The organism is Limnospira sp. PMC 289.06 (assembly GCF_032350395.1).
Classification (GTDB): Bacteria; Cyanobacteriota; Cyanobacteriia; order Cyanobacteriales; family Microcoleaceae; genus Limnospira; species Limnospira platensis.
In genome coordinates, this window is the sequence record NZ_JARPLC010000097.1 from 1 (window position 1) to 19,732 (window position 19,732).

17 protein-coding genes are annotated in these 19,732 nt (G+C 48.2%); 11 read left to right on the plus strand and 6 right to left on the minus strand.

Annotated features, from left to right (window positions below; all coding sequences use genetic code 11):
* Positions 1-393 precede the first annotated feature (393 nt).
* The 5 genes from P5674_RS17485 to rpsT all read right to left on the minus strand — a co-directional run bounded on the left by P5674_RS17485 (position 394) and on the right by rpsT (position 11,473).
* Positions 394-4,485 (minus strand): DNA-directed RNA polymerase subunit beta', encoded by a 4,092-nt coding sequence (locus tag P5674_RS17485; RefSeq protein WP_190593887.1) that lies wholly within the window; start codon positions 4,483-4,485, stop codon positions 394-396.
* Positions 4,486-4,597: 112 nt separating this feature from the next.
* The gene (locus P5674_RS17490; RefSeq protein ID WP_014275477.1) at positions 4,598-6,487 is read right to left on the minus strand and encodes a DNA-directed RNA polymerase subunit gamma; all 1,890 of its coding nucleotides are present in this window, start codon (positions 6,485-6,487) and stop codon (positions 4,598-4,600) included.
* 157 nt (positions 6,488-6,644) lie between these two features.
* Positions 6,645-9,953: a DNA-directed RNA polymerase subunit beta gene (gene rpoB / locus P5674_RS17495; RefSeq protein WP_035735857.1), complete on the minus strand. Its 3,309-nt coding sequence runs from the start codon at positions 9,951-9,953 to the stop codon at positions 6,645-6,647.
* A gap of 179 nt (positions 9,954-10,132) precedes the next feature.
* Positions 10,133-10,963, minus strand: coding sequence for a TatD family hydrolase (locus P5674_RS17500; protein WP_006618613.1), 831 nt, complete (start codon positions 10,961-10,963; stop codon positions 10,133-10,135).
* 192 nt (positions 10,964-11,155) lie between these two features.
* On the minus strand, positions 11,156-11,473 hold the full coding sequence (gene rpsT, locus P5674_RS17505; RefSeq protein WP_014275476.1) for a 30S ribosomal protein S20: 318 nt from the start codon (positions 11,471-11,473) through the stop codon (positions 11,156-11,158).
* Positions 11,474-11,798: 325 nt separating this feature from the next.
* On the opposite strand from rpsT, the gene hisD reads away from it, so the two are divergent.
* A complete protein-coding gene (hisD, locus tag P5674_RS17510; protein WP_006618611.1) occupies positions 11,799-13,112 on the plus strand; it encodes a histidinol dehydrogenase in 1,314 nt (437 codons plus the stop codon).
* 48 nt (positions 13,113-13,160) lie between these two features.
* Positions 13,161-13,592: a universal stress protein gene (locus P5674_RS17515; protein ID WP_006618610.1), complete on the plus strand. Its 432-nt coding sequence runs from the start codon at positions 13,161-13,163 to the stop codon at positions 13,590-13,592.
* Between the two features lie 248 nt (positions 13,593-13,840).
* Here the strand turns inward: P5674_RS17515 and P5674_RS17520 are convergent, their stop codons facing one another.
* A complete protein-coding gene (locus P5674_RS17520) occupies positions 13,841-13,990 on the minus strand; it encodes a hypothetical protein (RefSeq protein ID WP_234933741.1) in 150 nt (49 codons plus the stop codon).
* Between the two features lie 44 nt (positions 13,991-14,034).
* Between P5674_RS17520 and P5674_RS17525 the strand changes: the two genes are divergently transcribed.
* From P5674_RS17525 to P5674_RS17565, 9 genes are all read left to right on the plus strand, one after another.
* Complete coding sequence (locus P5674_RS17525) at positions 14,035-14,289, plus strand: CBS domain-containing protein (RefSeq protein ID WP_035735851.1); 255 nt, start codon at positions 14,035-14,037, stop codon at positions 14,287-14,289.
* Between the two features lie 222 nt (positions 14,290-14,511).
* The gene (locus tag P5674_RS17530; protein ID WP_286167486.1) at positions 14,512-14,898 is read left to right on the plus strand and encodes a CBS domain-containing protein; all 387 of its coding nucleotides are present in this window, start codon (positions 14,512-14,514) and stop codon (positions 14,896-14,898) included.
* Between the two features lies 1 nt (position 14,899).
* Complete coding sequence (locus P5674_RS17535) at positions 14,900-15,145, plus strand: GAF domain-containing protein (protein WP_006618609.1); 246 nt, start codon at positions 14,900-14,902, stop codon at positions 15,143-15,145.
* Between the two features lie 16 nt (positions 15,146-15,161).
* A complete protein-coding gene (locus tag P5674_RS17540; RefSeq protein ID WP_006618608.1) occupies positions 15,162-15,563 on the plus strand; it encodes a GAF domain-containing protein in 402 nt (133 codons plus the stop codon).
* A 72-nt stretch (positions 15,564-15,635) separates the two neighbouring features.
* On the plus strand, positions 15,636-17,108 hold the full coding sequence (locus P5674_RS17545) for a PAS domain-containing protein (protein WP_006618607.1): 1,473 nt from the start codon (positions 15,636-15,638) through the stop codon (positions 17,106-17,108).
* A gap of 7 nt (positions 17,109-17,115) precedes the next feature.
* On the plus strand, positions 17,116-17,538 hold the full coding sequence (locus tag P5674_RS17550) for a PAS domain-containing protein (RefSeq protein WP_014275470.1): 423 nt from the start codon (positions 17,116-17,118) through the stop codon (positions 17,536-17,538).
* A gap of 118 nt (positions 17,539-17,656) precedes the next feature.
* On the plus strand, positions 17,657-18,724 hold the full coding sequence (locus tag P5674_RS17555) for a sensor histidine kinase (protein WP_050856776.1): 1,068 nt from the start codon (positions 17,657-17,659) through the stop codon (positions 18,722-18,724).
* Between the two features lie 4 nt (positions 18,725-18,728).
* Positions 18,729-18,872 carry a hypothetical protein gene (locus P5674_RS17560; protein WP_006618606.1) on the plus strand — a complete coding sequence of 48 codons (144 nt, stop codon included), beginning with the start codon at positions 18,729-18,731 and terminating at the stop codon, positions 18,870-18,872.
* Entirely contained in the window at positions 18,844-19,149 is a 306-nt protein-coding gene (locus P5674_RS17565; RefSeq protein WP_006618605.1) for a response regulator, read from the plus strand. The genes P5674_RS17560 and P5674_RS17565 overlap by 29 nt, the downstream gene beginning before the upstream one ends.
* Positions 19,150-19,732: the final 583 nt, after the last annotated feature.

Below are 19,732 nucleotides of genomic sequence, written 5' to 3' on the forward strand. Positions count from 1 at the left end.
TTCACCTGTGGGTGTCATAACCCCATTAACGTAGGTCTAATCCTGGACCTGCATCGATCATCTCCTTTGAGGAGTAATTTCCAGCAGGATCCGGAAATTACCCGATTTTATGCAAGAGTGCTGGAGGTTGACAAGTCTACCGAAACGCTGATATCATCAAGATATACTTTTTTATAATCGTAATTTTTGTTAAATTATTAAAATTAAAAATATTTTAATTATTTAGTAGTATACCATAACTCCCAGCAAAAAGCAACCACTCCCCCCCCCAAAAAAATTTTGCAGCATTTGTTAATTTTTCGTAACAAAACTTAAGATAACTTCCGTAACAAAAAAGTAGAGACAAGGTACGCTTTGTCTCTACTCTTGTTTATTGCCTAATTAGGCACGGTGTTAGAAATCGTCGTCATCAAGGATGTCATCAGTGATGATAGCAGACGAGAAAGGTTCTTCATCGTCATCATCGATTAAAGGGAAATTATCAGAATCATCATTGATAGCAAACTCATTATCCTCATCATCCTCACCATCTACGAGTTCATCATCAGAGAATATAGTTTGGTCACTGTAGGCACGAGCCGAGTGGTCATCAAGAATTACATCTTCGCGCAAATCATCATTATGAACATCATCTTCTTGGTAGTTGTAGGGTTCCTCATCCATAACCTGCTCTTCCGCCAAAACAGCATCTTCATAGGCATTAAAACCGCTACCTGCCGGAATTAGTCGTCCGATGATGACATTTTCCTTGAGACCTCGCAACCAGTCCGACTTACCCTCAATAGCAGCTTCAGTTAAGACCCGAGTAGTCTCTTGGAAACTAGCAGCCGAGATAAAACTGTCAGTATTGAGAGAAGCCTTAGTAATCCCCAAAAGAACAGGAGTATAGCGAGCGGGAGCGCCGCCAGTAATAAACATAGCCTCATTGACCTGTTCAACCTGACGAAGTTCCGTCAACTCTCCGGGAAGAGAAGTAGTATCACCCCCATCATCAATGCGAACCTTAGAGGTCATCTGACGGACAATCACCTCAATATGCTTGTCGGAAATATCAATACCCTGAGATTGATAAACCGATTGGACCTCGTTAACCAAGAAAATCTGACACTTTTGGAAACTCTGGAGAGCAGCTTCATAAACCAGCCCATCCTGTTCGAGATAGTAATTAAAGAACACTTCCAGAATTTCATGGGGATTAGCCGGACCATCAGTGAGAGGTTGTCCGACATCAACAGTTTGTCCATCAGAGACAATAACCGTCTGACCAGGAGTCAGGGGATACTCAGTCGCAGCGCCGCCAGACTCAATCACGCGCAACTGGACCAAATCCTCAAAAACCTCTACCTGAGCCGTACCAGGTTGTTTAGCCAAAATACAAGCCTCTTTAGGTTTACGAGCCTCCAGAAGTTCCTCAATACGAGGTAGACCCTGAATAATATCCCCAGTCTTGGGTCGCTCAAAAACCAAAAGCACCAAATTATCGCCCCGTTGAACCAAATCGCCATCACTCAAATGCAGAACCGCGCCGGAGGAAACGCGATAGGGTCGTCCGATACGGAGAACTATTGACGTTTCCGAGTCATCCTGGTTAATGGAGACAACTTGACCAGATTGGGACAATTTGACCCCTGGTGCAATTTCGGAATCTTCTACTACCAGTTCACCGACTTTCACAGTAGGAGTGACACCAGCCGGTAGTGGAATGGTAATCATATCGGTGTCACGAACAATGAGACAGCGGCGGAGAATTTCAGCACCGGAGCGAATACCGCCAACGACACCGCCATCTTTACCGAGAATTTCGGTGCGAGTGACGACTGCGCCTGGTTCAATTTCCTGACCATCATGGACCAGTAACCGAGTCCGGGTACTACCCTGGGTGGAATCAGCGATAATATCGCGCCGAATCACCAAAGACTCTAAAATCACCAATTGGAGGCGCATAATCTCAGGATTATCTTCATCGGGAATCAACTCAATATCAGCAGCCAACTGAGGTGCTTCGGTACCGATGTTAATTACCAACTGGGTACGCAACAATTCGACCCCTTCGACAGACCGAACCCGCTCTCCGTCTTTATAGGATAGACGTTGTACTGCTTGCAGGGAGATGGACTGATTTAGGGATTCCTGGGAGGGAATGGGGGGAGTTTCTGGAACATTAAATTCCACCACCGGACGCAATAGCAAGGCGGGACCTTCGGGAGTTTCCACATACTCAACATAATTAAGTTCTGTGGCTGTAACTCCTGGTATAACTTCTTCTCCGGCGTTTTTGATTTGACCATCGATCGCCATTACCATTTCCGGGTCATCCACCAGATGCAATTCCCCTGGTTTAACCACAATTTCGCGAAGGATATCGTTCTTTTGGGTAACTTCAATCACCCCTTTACTCTGACAGAAGATATCTTTAACCACCTCTGTTCCGGCTTCGACATATTGACCATCTTCAACGATTAACAGAGAGATATCCTTATTAACTTCGTGACACTCTTCAGGAATCCATAATAGAGTTCCCCCAGATGTTACCTCATAGCCTTGTTTACCTTTGGAGCGTTTAGCAACTTCCACGCCAGCGTATTTAATGATTCCGCCAGTAGTGGTGCGGTAGCTATCATCCATCAATTCGGCGATCACTTCATGATTTTCGACCTTGCTACCGGGTGTAACTTTGAGGGAGAAACGGTGATTGCTGTTAGTTTCAATCACATATTGTTCCCGTCCCAACTCTGATTGCAGACGTACCAAAGCCTGGTCTAAAAGTACAGAGGCGGTGATAATTTCAATTTCCCGTGGTAGAGGATTTTCCTCACCGGGGTCAATGGTGGTGAGAGTTCCATCCAGGGATGTTTCCATTACTGGCGACTGATGGTCATCGCCATTATCAGGGGTAATGCGGACAATGCCACCATGTTCGGTTTGTAGTTTAGTTTGAGCAAGGACGCTACCTGGTTCTACACGATCGCCATTTTTCACCGCTGGTTCCGCGCCGGGGGGTAAGTTATAAACTTCTCCAGCTAATACCCACAGCAAACCACCCCGTTGAGCGATGCGGGTCATATTTCCTTGGCGATCGAGTTTTTCTTCTGGTACCACGTCCGCAAACTTAACCTCTCCGGCTAAATCTGTGGCTACGTCCTTAGTGGCTTTTTCAGTAGTTTTACGAGCCGTTCGACCCCCCGCGATAATTTCCACCATAATTTGGTCAGCCTCAACGGTTTGTCCATCGTGAACCACCACCGTAGAGCCCTGGCTGATATTAATGCGCTTGTTTTCCTTTTTCCCTTCCACGGTGAGATAACCGTTACTTTCCGCCAGGAAGGAATCATCCCCGTGTCGGGTACGGAAAGCACGCAGACGCAGAGTTTTCGGAAATTTGACAGTACCATCAAAGGGAGCGCGGAGAACCCCAGCCGCTTCAGCGGTAAATACCCCTCCGGTGTGGAAGGTCCGCATAGTCAACTGAGTTCCCGGTTCCCCGATCGACTGAGCAGCGATAATACCGATCGCTTCTCCTAAGTCTACCATTTGGGCATGAGCCAAACTCCAGCCATAGCAGTGGCGACATACGGATCTGTTCGCCTCACAGGTTAGAGGCGATCGCACAAAAACTTTTTTCACCCCAGCATTACAGATAGCCGCCGCTAGGTCATCACAAACAACTTGATTGCGAACAGCGCGGATTTCTCCAAAGCTAATAATTTCCCCTGTCTCTGGGTGTTTTACATCCTCACCCAAGACCCGACCCATAAGGCGGTCTTTCAGGGGAATCAAAACGCGATCGCCATCCGTCATATCTGCGATCGTGATTCCCCGTTCCGTACCGCAGTCAATTTCCCGCAGAATCACATCCTGAGACACATCAACCAACCGCCTAGTCAAGTATCCCGAATCTGCCGTCCGCAGCGCCGTATCTACCAAACCTTTCCGCGCCCCGTAAGACGAGATAATATATTCTGTTACCGTCAGTCCTTCCCGGAAATTAGTTTTAATAGGCTGGTCAATAATTTCACCTTGAGGGTCTGCCATCAAACCCCGCATTCCCACCAATTGACGCACCTGGGAGATATTACCCCGCGCCCCAGAGAACGCCATCATATACACAGAGTTCAGGGGATTGGTCGATCGGAAATTCCGCACCACCTCATCCTTGAGAGCTTCCGAGGTACCGTTCCACGTATCAATTACTTTTTGAAAACGTTCTACTTCCGTGATTTCTCCCTTCGTATATCGCCTTTCTGTGCGCCGAATCTCCTCTTCTGCCCCCTCTAATAATTCCTTTTTAGACTGAGGAATTTGTAGATCATCAACACTAATTGAAACCCCAGCTTTCGTAGCATATTTAAATCCCAATTCCTTCAATTCATCCGCTACTTGGGCGGTAACGGCGCTCCCATGATTCAGAAAAGACCAGGTCATCAATTTTTTCAGTTGACCCTTATCAATAACTCGGTTGCGGAAGATTTTTTTGTTTTCAGACATAGCAGTTCACAGTCAAAGTGCAAAATTTAAAAAGCCGTGGTCTTGAAGTTTTTTTGACCCGGCGGGTTTTAGATAATGATAAAATATCTACCTAACCCGCCTTCAATTATTCTTAAACCAGAGCATCTAGCACGGTTTTGTTGAAGATAATTCGACCAGCGGTTGTCCGCACATATTGGGAAATCATTTTACCTTCCTTATCTTCTCTAACTCTCCTGGTCAAATTCCCACTTTTGTGACCAACATATAATTTAGTCTGGCTACCATCAGCAGACTTTTCCTCTCGGTCAAGTTGTTCAGGTTCATCTAGGTCAACCTCCCCATCAAAACGCACCCAAATCTCAGCGTGCAAATCCAGCAAACCGTGATTATAGGCAACGATCGCATCTTCCAAGTTACTGAAATAGCGATCTTTTCCTCGCACAGCCTTCGGATTTTGTGCAGTCAGATAATAGCAACCCAAAACCATATCCTGAGAAGGCGTCACAATAGGCCTTCCCGTAGCCGGAGACAGAATATTATTACTAGCCAACATCAGCAAACGAGCTTCCGCCTGAGCCTCAATAGACAAAGGAACGTGAACAGCCATTTGGTCTCCATCAAAGTCAGCGTTAAAAGCCGGACAGACCAGGGGATGTAATTTAATCGCCCTTCCTTCCACCAGGATAGGTTCAAAAGCCTGAATTCCCAAGCGGTGGAGAGTTGGCGCACGGTTAAGCATAACCGGGTGACCAGAAATCACCTCTTCTAACACATCCCAAACACTCGGATCGCCGCGTTGAATCAACTTTTTCGCCGCCTTAATATTATTGACCAAATTTTGACGAATCAAGCGATGAATCACAAAAGGCTGGAAAAGTTCGATCGCCATTTCCCGAGGTAGTCCGCACTGGTGCATTTTCAAATTCGGACCCACCACGATGACCGAACGACCCGAATAATCGACCCGTTTTCCTAGCAAGTTTTGACGGAAGCGGCCTTGTTTACCCTCAATAATATCCGAGAGAGATTTCAAAGGTCGGTTATTCGCACCCACCACAGTTCGACCGCGACGACCATTATCAATTAGGGCATCTACCGCCTCTTGTAGCATTCGCTTTTCATTGCGAATAATAATTTCCGGCGCTAAAATCTCCTGCAACCGAGCCAGGCGATTATTACGGTTAATCACCCGTCGATAGAGGTCGTTTAAGTCGCTAGTAGCAAAGCGACCCCCATCTAACTGAACCATCGGCCGCAAATCCGGGGGAATTACCGGAATCACATTTAAAACCATCCATTCAGTTTTAGAACTGGTGGCGATAAAGTTATCAATGATCCGCAGTCGCTTAATCAACTTGGCGCGTTTTTGACCCTTAGCATTAGCAATGTCAGTTCGCAATCGTTCTGCTTCTTCTTCCAGGGGGATATCTTCCAAAAGGCGGGCGATCGCCTCAGCCCCAATACCCACTTCCACCCCAACAAGTTCGCCTTCTTCCGCGTAAATTTGTTCTTCAATTTCCAGCCACTGTTCTTCCAGCAACAGTTGTTTATAGGAGAGATTATCAGCATTCCCCGGATTTAATACCACATAGGCATTAAAATAAACCACCTGTTCCACATCTCGCAGAGGCATATCCAGCAAAATCGCCATATAGCTAGGAATACCCTTGAGATACCAAACATGAGTCACCGGAGCCGCCAGTTTAATAAAGCCCATGCGATGTCGTCGCACCCGCGATTCTGTAACTTCTACCCCGCAACGTTCGCAGACAATACCCCGATGTCGGACTCGTTTATATTTACCACAGTGACATTCCCAGTCCTTAGCCGGTCCAAAAATACGCTCACAGAACAGCCCATCCATTTCCGGCTTCAAAGTCCGGTAATTAATAGTTTCCGGTTTCGTAACTTCCCCTACCACTTGACCGTTAGGTAAAGTACGTTCCCCCCATTGTCGGATGCGTTCTGGAGACGCTAACCCAATTTTGACGTAATCAAAACGTTGCTCTAACTTAGGCATAATTCTAGTTACCCATGTATGCTAACAAAAAAAATCAGATCCCAGTAGGGGCCGGTTCACCAATAACGGGCGTGGAAACAGACCATGATGGCTAGATGCCGCCCTAGGCCATGATTTCCACCTACCCAATTTCTGAACCTTGACCTGCTCAATCAACCTACATCCGTTGGCCCTGTTCGTCGTCATCAATGACGCTCAAATCATAGCTAGGCTTAGAAGGTGGTCTGACTCGGTGAGACTCATCAGCCATCAGGTCTACCTCCAAATCTTTACTAGCACCATCCTTTTTGTTAGTTTCCACCTTATGGACTGCAATATCCAAACACAAAGATTGCAACTCCCGCATCAGCACTTTAAAGGATTCTGGCGTACCGGGACGGGGGATAGCTTTGCCTTTCACAATCGCATTTAGGGCTTCATTACGGCCCGCCATATCATCAGACTTAACCGTTAGCAACTCTTGCAAAGTATAGGCTGCCCCAAACGCTTCCAATGCCCACACCTCCATTTCTCCGAACCGCTGACCGCCCTGTTGTGCCTTTCCACCCAAGGGCTGTTGAGTCACCAACGAATAAGGACCAGTAGACCGGGCGTGAATCTTATCATCCACCAAGTGAACCAACTTGAGGATATAAGCAATACCCACCGTTACAGGTTGGTCAAACGGCTCTCCCGTGCGGCCGTCATAAACAATAGTTTTGCCGGGGTATTCCTCACTAAATAACCAATCCTTTTTGAGTTTTTCGCGGGCTTCTTTAAGTTTGCTGTGGACTGTCTCACGGGACATTTCTTGACCAAACATTTCATCAAAAGGGATCACCTTAAACCGCCGTTTCAGGTTTTCTCCCGCCCATCCCATCAAACACTCAAAGATTTGACCAACATTCATACGAGAAGGCACACCCAGGGGATTCAGGACAATATCCATCGGCCGACCATCCGGCAGATAGGGCATATCTTCAATGGGAAGAATACGCGAGACAATCCCCTTATTGCCGTGGCGGCCCGCCATTTTGTCTCCCACCTGAATTTTGCGTTTTTGCGCCACATAGACCCGCACCACCATATTAGCTCCTGGGGGCAGTTCATCGCCTTGTTCTCGGGTGAACACCCGCACATCGACCACCCGGCCTTTTTCACCATTAGGAACCCGCAGGGAGTTATCTCGCACATCTCTGGCTTTTTCTCCAAAGATAGCCCGCAGCAGTTTTTCTTCTGGGGGTTGGTCAGACTCTCCTTTGGGGGTTACCTTTCCTACCAGAATATCTCCCGACTCTACCCAAGCACCAATCCGAATAATCCCGTCCGCTGTAAGTTGTCGCAGGGAGTCTTCCCCAACGTTCGGTATTTCGCGGGTAATTTCTTCAGGTCCTAGTTTCGTTTGTCGCGCCTCAATCTCAAATTTTTCGATATGGATTGAGGTATAAACATCGTCATAAACCAGACGTTCACTAATTAAGATTGCGTCTTCGTAGTTGTAGCCTTCCCAGGGCATATAGGCAACTAAAATGTTATGACCCAGGGCTAATTCTGCCCCCTCGGTCGAGGAACCATCAGCCAAAACCTGACCTGCTACTACTTGGTCGCCTTCATAAACTAGGGGGCGCTGGTTTAAGCAGGTATCTTGGTTAGAGCGTTGATATTTTTGCAGTTCATATTCGATTTCCCAACCTTCGGGGTCAATAACCCGAATTTTCGCGCCATCTACATAACTGACTTCTCCATCAGTACGAGATACAATCACCATACCTGAGTCCCGCGCCGCCTGGGCTTCTAGTCCCGTTCCCACAAACGGACGTTCAGGACGCAGCAGGGGAACTGCTTGGCGCTGCATATTGGAACCCATCAGCGCACGGTTAGCGTCATCGTGTTCTAGGAAGGGAATTAGGGAGGTAGCTACCGAGACAATTTGCACCGGAGAAACGGCTACATAGTCCACTTGGTCGGGGCTGGTTTTGGTGAAGTCCTGACGATAACGCACCGGAACTAGGTCGCCGAGGATATGTCCCTCGGAGTCATAGCTAATGTCTCCTGGTGCTACCCGTAGATCGTCTTCCTCGTCAGCGGTCATATACACCGGAGACAAATCTCGGCGCACTCGTCCATTTTCTACTGGATAGTAAGGGGTTTCGATGAAGCCGTAGGGGTTAACCCGGGCGTGGGTAGCCAGGGAGCCAATTAGACCGGCGTTCGGTCCTTCTGGGGTTTCGATGGGACAGATACGACCATAGTGGCTTGGGTGAATATCACGCACCGCAAAGCCTGCCCGTTCTCGTGTTAAGCCACCGGGACCTAGGGCAGATAAACGCCGTTTATGGGTTAATTCCGCTAGGGGGTTAGTTTGATCCATAAATTGGGACAGTTGGCTAGACCCGAAAAATTCTTTGATGGCTGCTACCAAAGGTTTCGGGTTCACTAGGGAGGCGGGGGTTAGGGTTTCGGCATCGCCAACGGTCATCCGTTCCCGAATAATTCTTTCTAAACGGTTTAAACCTACTCGGATTTGGTTTTGCAATAGTTCCCCTACTGAACGCACCCGACGATTACCCAAGTGGTCAATATCATCGGTTTCGCCGATGTCGTATTCTAGGTTAATCAGGTAGTCGATCGCCGATAAAATATCAGTTGGTGTTAGGACTCTGGTACTATCGGGCACACTCAGCCTTAGTTTCCGGTTCAGTTTATGCCGTCCTACCCGACCCAAATCATAGCGTTTCGGGTCAAAGAAGCGATTATGCAAAAGTTGTTCTCCCCCGGTGATGGTGGGAGGTTCCCCTGGCCGCAGTTTCCTATACAACTCCATCAGGGCATCTTCTTCGCTAAATTCCCCTTCTTTTTCGATGGTTTTTTGGAAGTAGTCCGGGTGCCGCAATGCGTCAAATATCTCGTTATTCGTCAATCCTAGGGCTTTCAGAAGTATCTGAGCCGACAGTTTGCGAGTTTTGTCAATTCTTACCCAAACTAGATCATTTTTATCGGTTTCAAATTTCAACCAAGCGCCTCGGTTCGGGATGAGAGAGGCGCTATAGGTACGTCGTTGGTTTTTATCGATTTCCGATTTGTAGTATACCCCCGGACTCCGCACAATTTGGTTAACAATAACTCGCTCGGCTCCGTTAATAATAAACGTGCCACGTTCGGTCATTAAGGGCAGGTCTCCGATAAATACTTCCTGCTCCTTAATCTCCCCGGTTTCTTTGTTAATTAGTCGCGTGGGAACGTACATCTGCACGGAGTATGTACTATCCCGCCGTTTGGCATCGTCTACGTCATATTTAGGCTGTTTCAGCTTGTAATCTCTGGCTAAGAAATGCAGTTCTAGTTTCCCTGTATAATCACTGATGGGGGAGAAACTTTCCAGTTCTTCAATTAGCCCGGTTTCTAAAAACCAACGAAAACTCGATCGCTGAATTTCAATTAAATCAGGAAGTTCAAATGCCGATTCGTATTGGGTTGTATTTGTCATGGTTTCTAAAGGTCTGCTGGGATGTTCAAGGTCTGCTGGGATGTTAGGGTTAGGCAAAATCTCGCCTCCCCCCATTTAGCATTGATATCTCCCCCCATCTGGGCCATTCATCAATAGCGCTACAGGAATTTGGGGAATTTGGGGAGTCGATTTATTTGATTAGGGGGTTACTGATGGGGTCAGGGCAATTCATCAATGGCCCCTACACTAGCAACTGGGTGACCGACCACGGATAAGCCAAATAATTCACAGGCATTTTTTGTGGTTTGCTGACTTAGACTTTCTAGGGATACACCCCGGAGTTCGGATACTTTTTCGGCGACGTATTTAACGAATGCGGGTTCGTTCCGTTTTCCTCGTCGGGGAACCGGGGCTAGAAAGGGGCAGTCAGTTTCAATCAATAGGCGATAGCGAGGTACGCCACGAGCAGATTCTTGAATTTGGGTAGCATTTTTAAAGGTTACCGTTCCGCTGAAACTAATGTAAAACCCCAAGTCTAAAAACCATTGCATTTCTTCGGGAGTGCCACCCCAACAGTGCATAACACCTCGCACGGGACCATGATCAAGATCATCGAAGAAATCCCGCAACAGTTCCACCATCGAAGCTGCTGCATCTCGACAGTGGATAATTACGGGTTTATTTAGTTGGCGAGCTATTTCCAGTTGAGCCCTGAAAATTTGCTTTTGACGGGCTTCATCTTTGGCCTTATAAAAGTCTAACCCAGTTTCCCCGATCGCTACTACCCTTGGATCAGATTCGGCTAGAGTCCGAATTTCACTTTCGGTGGTTTCTGTCCATTTCTCTGTGTCCAGAGGGTGTAACCCCACGGCAAAGGATAGTTCTTCTACTTGGTCGGCGATCGCCCTAATTTCGGCAAATTCCCCGGGATGAACACAGGAGTGTACCAAAGACACCACTCCAGCAGAACGCCACCGCTGCCGGATGCCTTCGAGGTCTGTAGCCAGACTCTCAAAGTTAATGTGAACGTGAGTATCAATTAGCTGCATCTGGTGCTATCTGTCCTTCAGCATAGTTCCCAGCCTTTCGGCTAATATTGTAGCCAACACTTTTGCATTTTGTTGGTTACCCTTATTCTGGGAGAGCGAATTTGGCATAGCCACCCACTGAAGTGATGGGTCAAAAACCGATAACTTCCGGGCGGCGTGCTGACATACTCGCGGACGGCACGAGGAGTCACCCTAGGATGCTGTGGCTTCCTGGGCGATCGAATTAGGCTGGTGTCGTTTCAAGAACCTAGCTAATCGCGATTTTTTCCGAGCCGCATTGTTCCGGTGCAGAACACCTACCTTAACGGCTTTATCGATTTTACTGGTCGTTTCTGACATCCGTTGCTGGACGTACTGCAACGATTCATCGGTGGGATTAGCCGCATATTGCTCAACAGCGGCAAAATATTTTTTCATGAGAGTCCTCACGGCTGAATTATAGGATCTATTCCTCAGCCGATTGCGTTCAGCAATTTGGACTCGTTTAATGGCAGATTTGATATTGGCCATGGCTTCCGGTGTAGGACTACGCGGATCTTTGATAATCAAGATTTCCAGAAATACCAATATAGCACGTCAACAGGGGAATTTGTGCATTAAATTTTTATTTTGCCAGTATCGAAGCCCAAAAGTCCAGATTCGGGGTCAAGATCTCCGAGTCAAGCAGAGTCTGTGAATCCACGTTACACTATATAACAAACGCGGGTTATACTGAAAGTTAAGCTGACCGACCAGGTTCAGCCCAACTCGGTCTCAAAGAAATTTAGCCTCTCCGGGCCCGTCAATTGCCTCGCGTTTTGGCTAGTAACTTCTACGGTTTGCACTCCTAATCACCATGCTGCGAATTATTACTCAGTGGGTTGAAGCACAATCAGAACTGCGACGCATCGGCAGTCGTACCCATGATGATACTATTATCCATAAAGAAGCTACGGTGCGAGAAGTCCTGCAAACCGTGAAGCGGCAAGGGGATAAAGCACTGCTGCACTACACCCAAGAATTTGACCACAAAACTCTGAGCCTCGAACAGTTGCGGGTCAGTGCTTCGGAGTTGGATGTCGCTTATCAACAGGTTAATTGTGAACTTCTCGATGCAATTCGGTTAGCGAAAAAACAGATTGAGGCATTTCACCGCCAGCGTATTCCTAAGTCTTGGGTTCAGTTTGGCGATGATAATGTGGTTTTGGGTAAACGATACACCCCCGTTGATCGGGCGGGTTTATATGTGCCGGGTGGCCAAGCCTCCTACCTAAGTACAGTGCTAATGAATGCCATTCCGGCTAATGTGGCTAAAGTGCCTCGCATTGTCATGGTAACTCCCCCCGGTATTGATAATAAGATTAGTCCGGCGGTTTTAGTGGCGGCTCAGGAAGCTGGAGTCCAGGAAATTTATCGAGTAGGCGGGGCTCAGGCGATCGCTGCTTTGGCTTATGGTACGGAAACTGTGCCGAAAGTTGATGTGATAACAGGTCCGGGTAATATATATGTAACGCTGGCGAAAAAATTGGTTTATGGTACTGTCGGTATTGACTCCCTCGCTGGACCGTCTGAGGTGCTAATTATTGCCAATAGTATCGCCTCGCCGGTTCATGTGGCGGCGGATATGCTGGCTCAGGCAGAACATGATACAATGGCGGCGGCGATTTTGTTGACTACAGACTCAGCTTTGGCTCGTCAGGTGGTGGCTGAGGTGGAACGACAGCTTGAGCATCACCCGCGCCGAACTATGACGGAAAAGGCGATCGCTCACTATGGTTTAGTGGTGGTGGTGGACTCCCTCGAAGCCGCAGCTCAGTTATCTAATGAATTTGCTCCCGAACACCTAGAACTAGAAGTTGACGAACCCTGGGAACTATTAGAACACATTCGCCATGCCGGGGCAATTTTCCTAGGTTGTTCGACCCCGGAAGCGGTGGGAGATTATTTAGCCGGTCCTAACCACACCCTACCCACTTCAGGGGCGGCTCGCTATGCTTCCGCTTTAGGAGTCGAAGTATTTATGAAACACTCTAGTTTGATTGAATATTCTCCGCAGGCGCTGCAAAAAGTGGCAAATGCTGTTAATATTTTGGCTACTGCAGAAGGGCTACCATCCCATGCAGATTCTGTTCGTCTACGGACGAAAAATCAGGGAGATGGGGATTTTTAGCGGGTGTTGCTGATTTCTAGGTCAGCTTAATGTGAGGAGAAGTTGCCAATGCTGAGGACAATTTTGGTTGCTATTGATGATTCCCCTTCTATGGAGATAATGATGAATGCCTTAAAGCAACTACAATTGGAACCCACAACCCACGTGGTATTCTCCCATGTGGTTTCAACTACAGCGCCTGATGTAGATCCAATTGCCGATCGCCCCCATCCTAGCTCATCAGAAGAGTTAGCCTATTGGGATATCGAGAATTATCTACGCAGCTATCAGAAGCAGTTAGCTTGTCCCAGTGATGTAGAAATTGTCCAGGGAGATCCGGCTGAGGAAATAATCCGTCTTTCTAATATCTATAAAACTGATTTAATTATTATTGGTAGTCGCGGATTAACTGGACTTAGCCGAGTATTACAAGGGTCCGTTAGTTCCCAAGTGGTAGCCGATGCTAATTGTTCAGTTTGGGTAGTGAAAGAAAAGGTGTAATAACCATGGTGTGAAATGCCGGACTGCGCTAAGGAGTTTTTAACTAGCTAACCGGTTTTTTTTGCCCATAAAAACAGGTCGAAAATATTTAGGGGATAGCGATTGACTGGAGCGGTTGATGAGCGCGAAAGCTGCATACTTGGGGGCGGAACTAGAAAGCTATCATGATCATGATCGACAAATTCCGAACTTCGGGGTTATGCTGGGTTTAAACATCCCTAGATCCTTGCGCTGATGGTTGATTACAATCAGAGTCCGACGGAAACCACCATAGACCCCAAAACCGCGATCGCCCCTAATGTGTTAACTATTTCCCCCGATGCGACAGTGGAAGAGGCGATCGCCTTGATGAGTAATCCCAGTCGTGAATCAGACAGCAGTTCAATTATAGTCGTCACTAGATCGCGATCGCATTGTCGGTATTGTCACCGAGCGGGATATTGTGCGTCTAGCCGCCCAACAGCAACCCCTACAAAGTTTGTTGGTAGGCGAGGTAATGAGCCAACCGGTTATCACCCTACAGCAGTCGGAACTAACTGATATTTTTGCGATCATTGACTTTCTGCAAAAGCGTGGCTTGCGCCATTTACCCATTGTCGATGACCACTGCAGCCTGCTCGGTTTGATTAGCCACGAAAGCCTACAAAGGCTGAAGAGTCCGGTGGACTTGATGCGGTTGCGGTCAGTGGGTACGTAATGGCTCAGGACGTGGTGACATCACAAAGCGATCGCAAAGAGCTAGATATTGCTCAGTTATTGACCCAAAACCGAGTCAGTTGCGTGATTATCACGCCCGTTCGATCCGGCCGACAACCCACCCATAGAGCGTCCTGTGGGAATCATCACAAGCCGCGGGATATTGTGCAATTCCAGTCGGGGGGTGGTGCGCCGTATCAGGGAAACCAGCGCCCAAGATCGGATGAGTTCTCCCCTGTTTACAGTGCAAGGAGATGAGTTTCTGTGGGCAGCCCAGCAACAGATGGAGGAACGGCGGATTCGGCGGGTGGTGGTCACTGGAGAACGGGGTAACCTAGTGGGAATCGTCACCCAAACAACCCTTCTACGGGCGTTTAACCCCATTGAAATCTATAATTTGGCAGAAAACCTCAAACAAAAAGTCAACCGCCTATACGCCTTAAAACTGGCGTTGTGGGAACGTCGCAACCAGGAACTACAAGAGGAGGTGGCGGCACAAACTCAGCGGATTCAAACTCAGGCCCAGCGCGATCGCCTGAGTCGCGAATATTTCCACAACCATTCGCAATTAAGAGGACTTAGCCACTATTCTCCAGAGGCTCTGGGATGAAGTGCGGCAGGTGTTGATCGGGCATCGCGTGATTATCTACAAGTTTGAAGACGATTTGAGCGGTTCCGTCATTGCCGAATCGATTATGGCCGGTGGTCGTTCGGTGCTGCACAGTCAAGCCAATGACCCCTGTGTGACTCGAGAGTGGATCGAACCCTATCGCCAAGGTCGCGTGCGGGTGGTGCGAGATATTTATGATGAGTCCATGAAGAAAGAGTGCCATCATCCGCTTCTTATTGAGCTTTGATTCAAGCGCAAAGCTGATGGTGCCGCTTGTGGTAGACGATCGCCTCTGGGGGTTGATGATCGCCAGTCACCAAGATCAGCCGCGAGATTGGCAAACCGGGGAAATCCAACTCTTGCAGGCTCTCTCGATCCAATTGGCGATCGCCCTCAAACAAGCCACGCAACATGAACAACTCCAGAACGAGATTAGCCAGCGCCAAAAGGCTCAACTAGCCCTAGCATCCTTAAATACTGAACTCGAAACCCGAGTCGAGCAACGCACCGCCGACCTGCAGGCTCGGATCGCGGGCTATCGTGGCCTCATGGAAGGAGCCAGTGATGCCATTCTCCTAGCCACCCCTGAAGGCTACCTGATCGAAGCCAACGCTGCCGCCGAGTACCGCTTTCGGCTACTCCCGTATCGGAGTTCAGCGGACTGAGCCTAGAGCGATCGCCCCTACATATCAGCCAACTCCATCCCCGATGCGGAATTAGACCGCATTGAACGCCGTTTGTCGCGGATTATTGAGGAAAAACAGCTTTGGGTGTTGGATACCCGGATTCTGAGGGCCGATGGCTCAGAAATTCCCGTTGATATCTCAGGAAGCCTGATTAAAGTGGGCCAGACCCATATAGTGCAAGGGATATTCCGGGATATACGCTTTCGCGCCGCCTTTGAGGAAAAACTACGCAGCAGTGAAACCGAGTTACGCAGCGTCTTTGAAGCCATGGGGGATTTGGTTTTAATCATTGAAAGCGATCGCGATGAAGTGCGAGTGATGCCCACCCGCCACCAAATACTCGAGCCCCAAGCCACCGAGATTCTCGATCAAACCCTCGATTGTCTATTTCAAGACGAGGCCGAATCCCGCACTCTACTGCCGATTCGGGAAGCCTTAACCACCGGAAAAACCGTGTCGTTTGAGTATCAAATCGACCTGGAGGATCGCCGCATATATTTTGAAGCGAGTATTTCTCCCATGGGCGATCGTCGGGTGATTTGGGTCGCCCGGGATATGACCAAACGCAAACAAGCCGAGGCGGAAATTTTCCAACTCTCCCAACGGCTCAAAATTGCCTTATCTTCGGGAAACATCGGCTTTTGGGATTGGGATCTTCGCCAAAATCAAATTACTTGGGATGAGCAGATGTATGCCCTCTATGGGGTTGATAATTCATCATACTCGTCGTATCCAGAATCTGTGGTAGCTTACGAGGTTTGGTCTCATGGCGTTCATCCCGACGATCGCCAAGCCGCCGCAGACCTCCTCCAGAAAGCCATTTTAGGAGAAGCCGACTATAACACCGAATTTCGCGTCCTGCATCCCGATGGCAGCCTCCACTATATTAAAGCCTCTGGGTTAGTTGTCCGGGATGAAGCGGGTCAGCCCATCAGCATGATTGGGGTGAATTTAGATATCACCGACATCCGCCAAGCTGAAGCCGCCTTACAAGCCAGTGAAACTCGTTTTCGGCGGGTGTTTGACTCCAACGTAGTGGGGATGATGTTTACCAATTTTGCCGGAGACATCATCGAGGCTAATGATCGCTTTTTAGAGATGTTGGGCTATAGCCGCGCAGGGCGGCCTATGGGTTTAATCAACTGGGCAGAAATCACACCCCCTGACTATCGAGAACAAGATGTACAGGTGATCGAACATCTACGTCAATCTGGATTTATTCACCCCTTTGAAAAGGCTTATCGGCATCAAGATGGACATTTGGTGTTTGTGTTAATTGGGGTGGCGATGTTATCTCAAACTGATGAGAGTTCTGTTTGTGTAGTGGTGGATATTAGCGCCCAGAAAGCGGCACTGACCGAACGCACCAAAGCAGAACAGGCTCTGCAAGAAAGTAAACTGCGCTTAGAACTGGGTCTGGCTTCGGCGAATACAGGACTCTGGGATTGGAAGATGCAGACGGGGGAACTTTGGTTCAATAAACAATGGAAATCCATGCTGGGTTATCAGGAGCTAGAGAATTGAGAACCGGTTGACGGAGTGGCAAAGTCGGGTTCATCCTGACGACTTAGCCCAAGTTTACCAGGACGTGGAGCGACATATTCAAGGAAAAACGGAGTTGTATCGCCATGAACATCGTCTGCGCTGTAAAGATGGCTCCTATCGCTGGATTTTAGCCCAAGGGCGCATGGTGGAACGGGATGCTGAGGGACGACCACTGCGGTTTATCGGCACTCATACGGATATTAGCGATCGCAAAAAAGCCGAACAAACCATTGAGCAGCAAGCGCAACGAGAACGGCTCTTGCGGGAGACGAATCAACGCATCAGTCAATCCCTGGATTTACCCACCATTTTTGACACCGCCTCTCGAGAGATTTGCAACTGTCTGCAAGGGGCAAGGGTGGGTATTTTCAAATTTTACCCCGACTCTGGCTATGACGACGGCTCGTAAAGTGGCGGAGTCAGTGGTTAATGACTTCCCCGCTTGTGCTGGCTATCCCCGTCCATGACCATTGTTTTGGGGAAAACTATGCCAGTCTCTACGCTCAAGGACGTTCCGCATGTGGCGGATGATATCCACCACGACGGCGCTCGAAAACTGCCATGTAGATATTTTATCTCAGTTTCAGGTGCGGGCTAACTTAGTGATACCGATTATCTGTCAAGATGTCTTATGGGGACTGTTGTGCATTCATCAATGTGACGGCCCCCGCCATTGGGAACAGTCGGATATTGATTTGGCGCAGCAATTCTCGTTCCAGTTGGCGATCGCTATTCAACAGTCTAATCTGTTTGAGCAGTTGCAACAGGAACTCAGAGAACGTCAACAGGCGCAACAACAGCTTACTCAACGCAATGAGGAACTAATCCGCGCGAAGCGTCTCAAGGATGAGTTTCTGGCTAATATGAGCCATGAACTCCGCACCCCCCTCAATGCCATTTTAGGCATGACGGAAGGGCTACAGGAGGAGGTGTTCGGTCCCGTGAATGACAGACAACTGAAAGCCCTGCAAACCGTGGAACGGAGCGCCTCTCACCTGCTGGCTTTGATTAATGATATCTTAGATGTGGCGAAGATAGAATCGGGTCAGGTAGAGTTAGAATGTTCCCCCACGGCGATCGCGCCTCTGTGTAAATCCAGTATCGCCTTCATCAAACAGCAAGCCCTGAAAAAACGGATTCAACTCTCGGTTAATCTGCCGTTAAAATTGCCTGATATTATACTCGATGAACGCCGGATCCGTCAAGTATTAATTAATCTGCTCAATAATGCGGTTAAATTTACCCCAGAAGGGGGAAGCATCACCTTAGAAGTGATATTGCCCCAACCAAGAGAAGCCGAGGGAGAAAGCCCATATCTCCGGTTTTCCGTGAGAGATACTGGCATTGGTATCAGCCCAGAAAATATCAAGAAGCTGTTTCAACCGTTTATGCAAATTGACAGCGCCTTGAATCGCCAATATCAAGGAACTGGCTTGGGTTTGGCCTTGACAAAACAAATTGTAGAATTGCATGGCGGTCGGGTGGGTTTAACCAGTGAAGTATTGCTGGGTAGTTGTTTTAGTATCGATTTACCCTATCAGGCTTCTGTGATGATTCCCCAACGGATGGACTCTGATCAGAGATTTAAACCCTAATGATGTGGCACTGCCATCAACCCCAAATGCAGCGCCTTTGCTGCTTTTAGCGGAAGATAATGAAGCGAATATCAGCACGATTTCCAGCTATTTAACCGCGAAAGGCTACCGTAGCGGAGTTGGCGAAAAATGGTCAGGAGGCAATTAATCAGGCTGTGGCTTTATCTCCTGATTTGATATTGATGGATATTCAAATGCCAGGAATGGATGGACTAGAGGCGATGAAACGGATTCGGGAGATTCCAGAGTTAGCGACAACGCCCATCATTGCCTTAACGGCTTTGGCCATGGAAAGCGATCGGAAGGCCTGTTTACTAGCGGGGGCTAATGAATACTTGAGTAAACCAGTGAGATTAAAACAGTTAACCATGACGATTCAAGATCTCCTAAATTCTTCTGAAGATGCCCTGCTATCCGCAAACTGATGCCGTCTAAGCATTATCATCAGGATCGATGCCACCCTACTCGGTGGAAGTAGTTGTCCGGAAAATCTGTAGATCTATGTCGTCTCACAAAGCGAGCGGAAGACCCTGATGTTGGCTATTCCCCACGTCCAACGTCTAACCTAGGATTTACTATTAGGTAGGTGAACTTGACCACCCTAGGGCTGAAAAGCGATCGGCGAATTTCTCAGGAAAATCTTTAGTTAGCTACCATCTAAAGGTTATAATTATGGTAACAGTGCGAGACGTTCAGGCATCAAATAGGGCTGCAATGCCCGAAATAACTGCCTGGAGTGGATTTCAACCCCTTGTTTGAATATAAGGAGCGCACTCCTGACCATCCCTATAACTGTTTATATGTCCCAAAGCGAAAGCAAGGCAGGGAACTCAAGGTTAATTCCACAAAGAAAATCGCAATACTCAACTATATAACACGGAGGATTAAAACCACTTGGGCGATTGTGGGAAAGAGTAACGGCGATAGCCACCCCCAGTTTCAGGAATCACACCCCGTCAGATTGAAGCGGGGAACGGAAGGCGTGAAGTAGAACCTACTACCAGATGC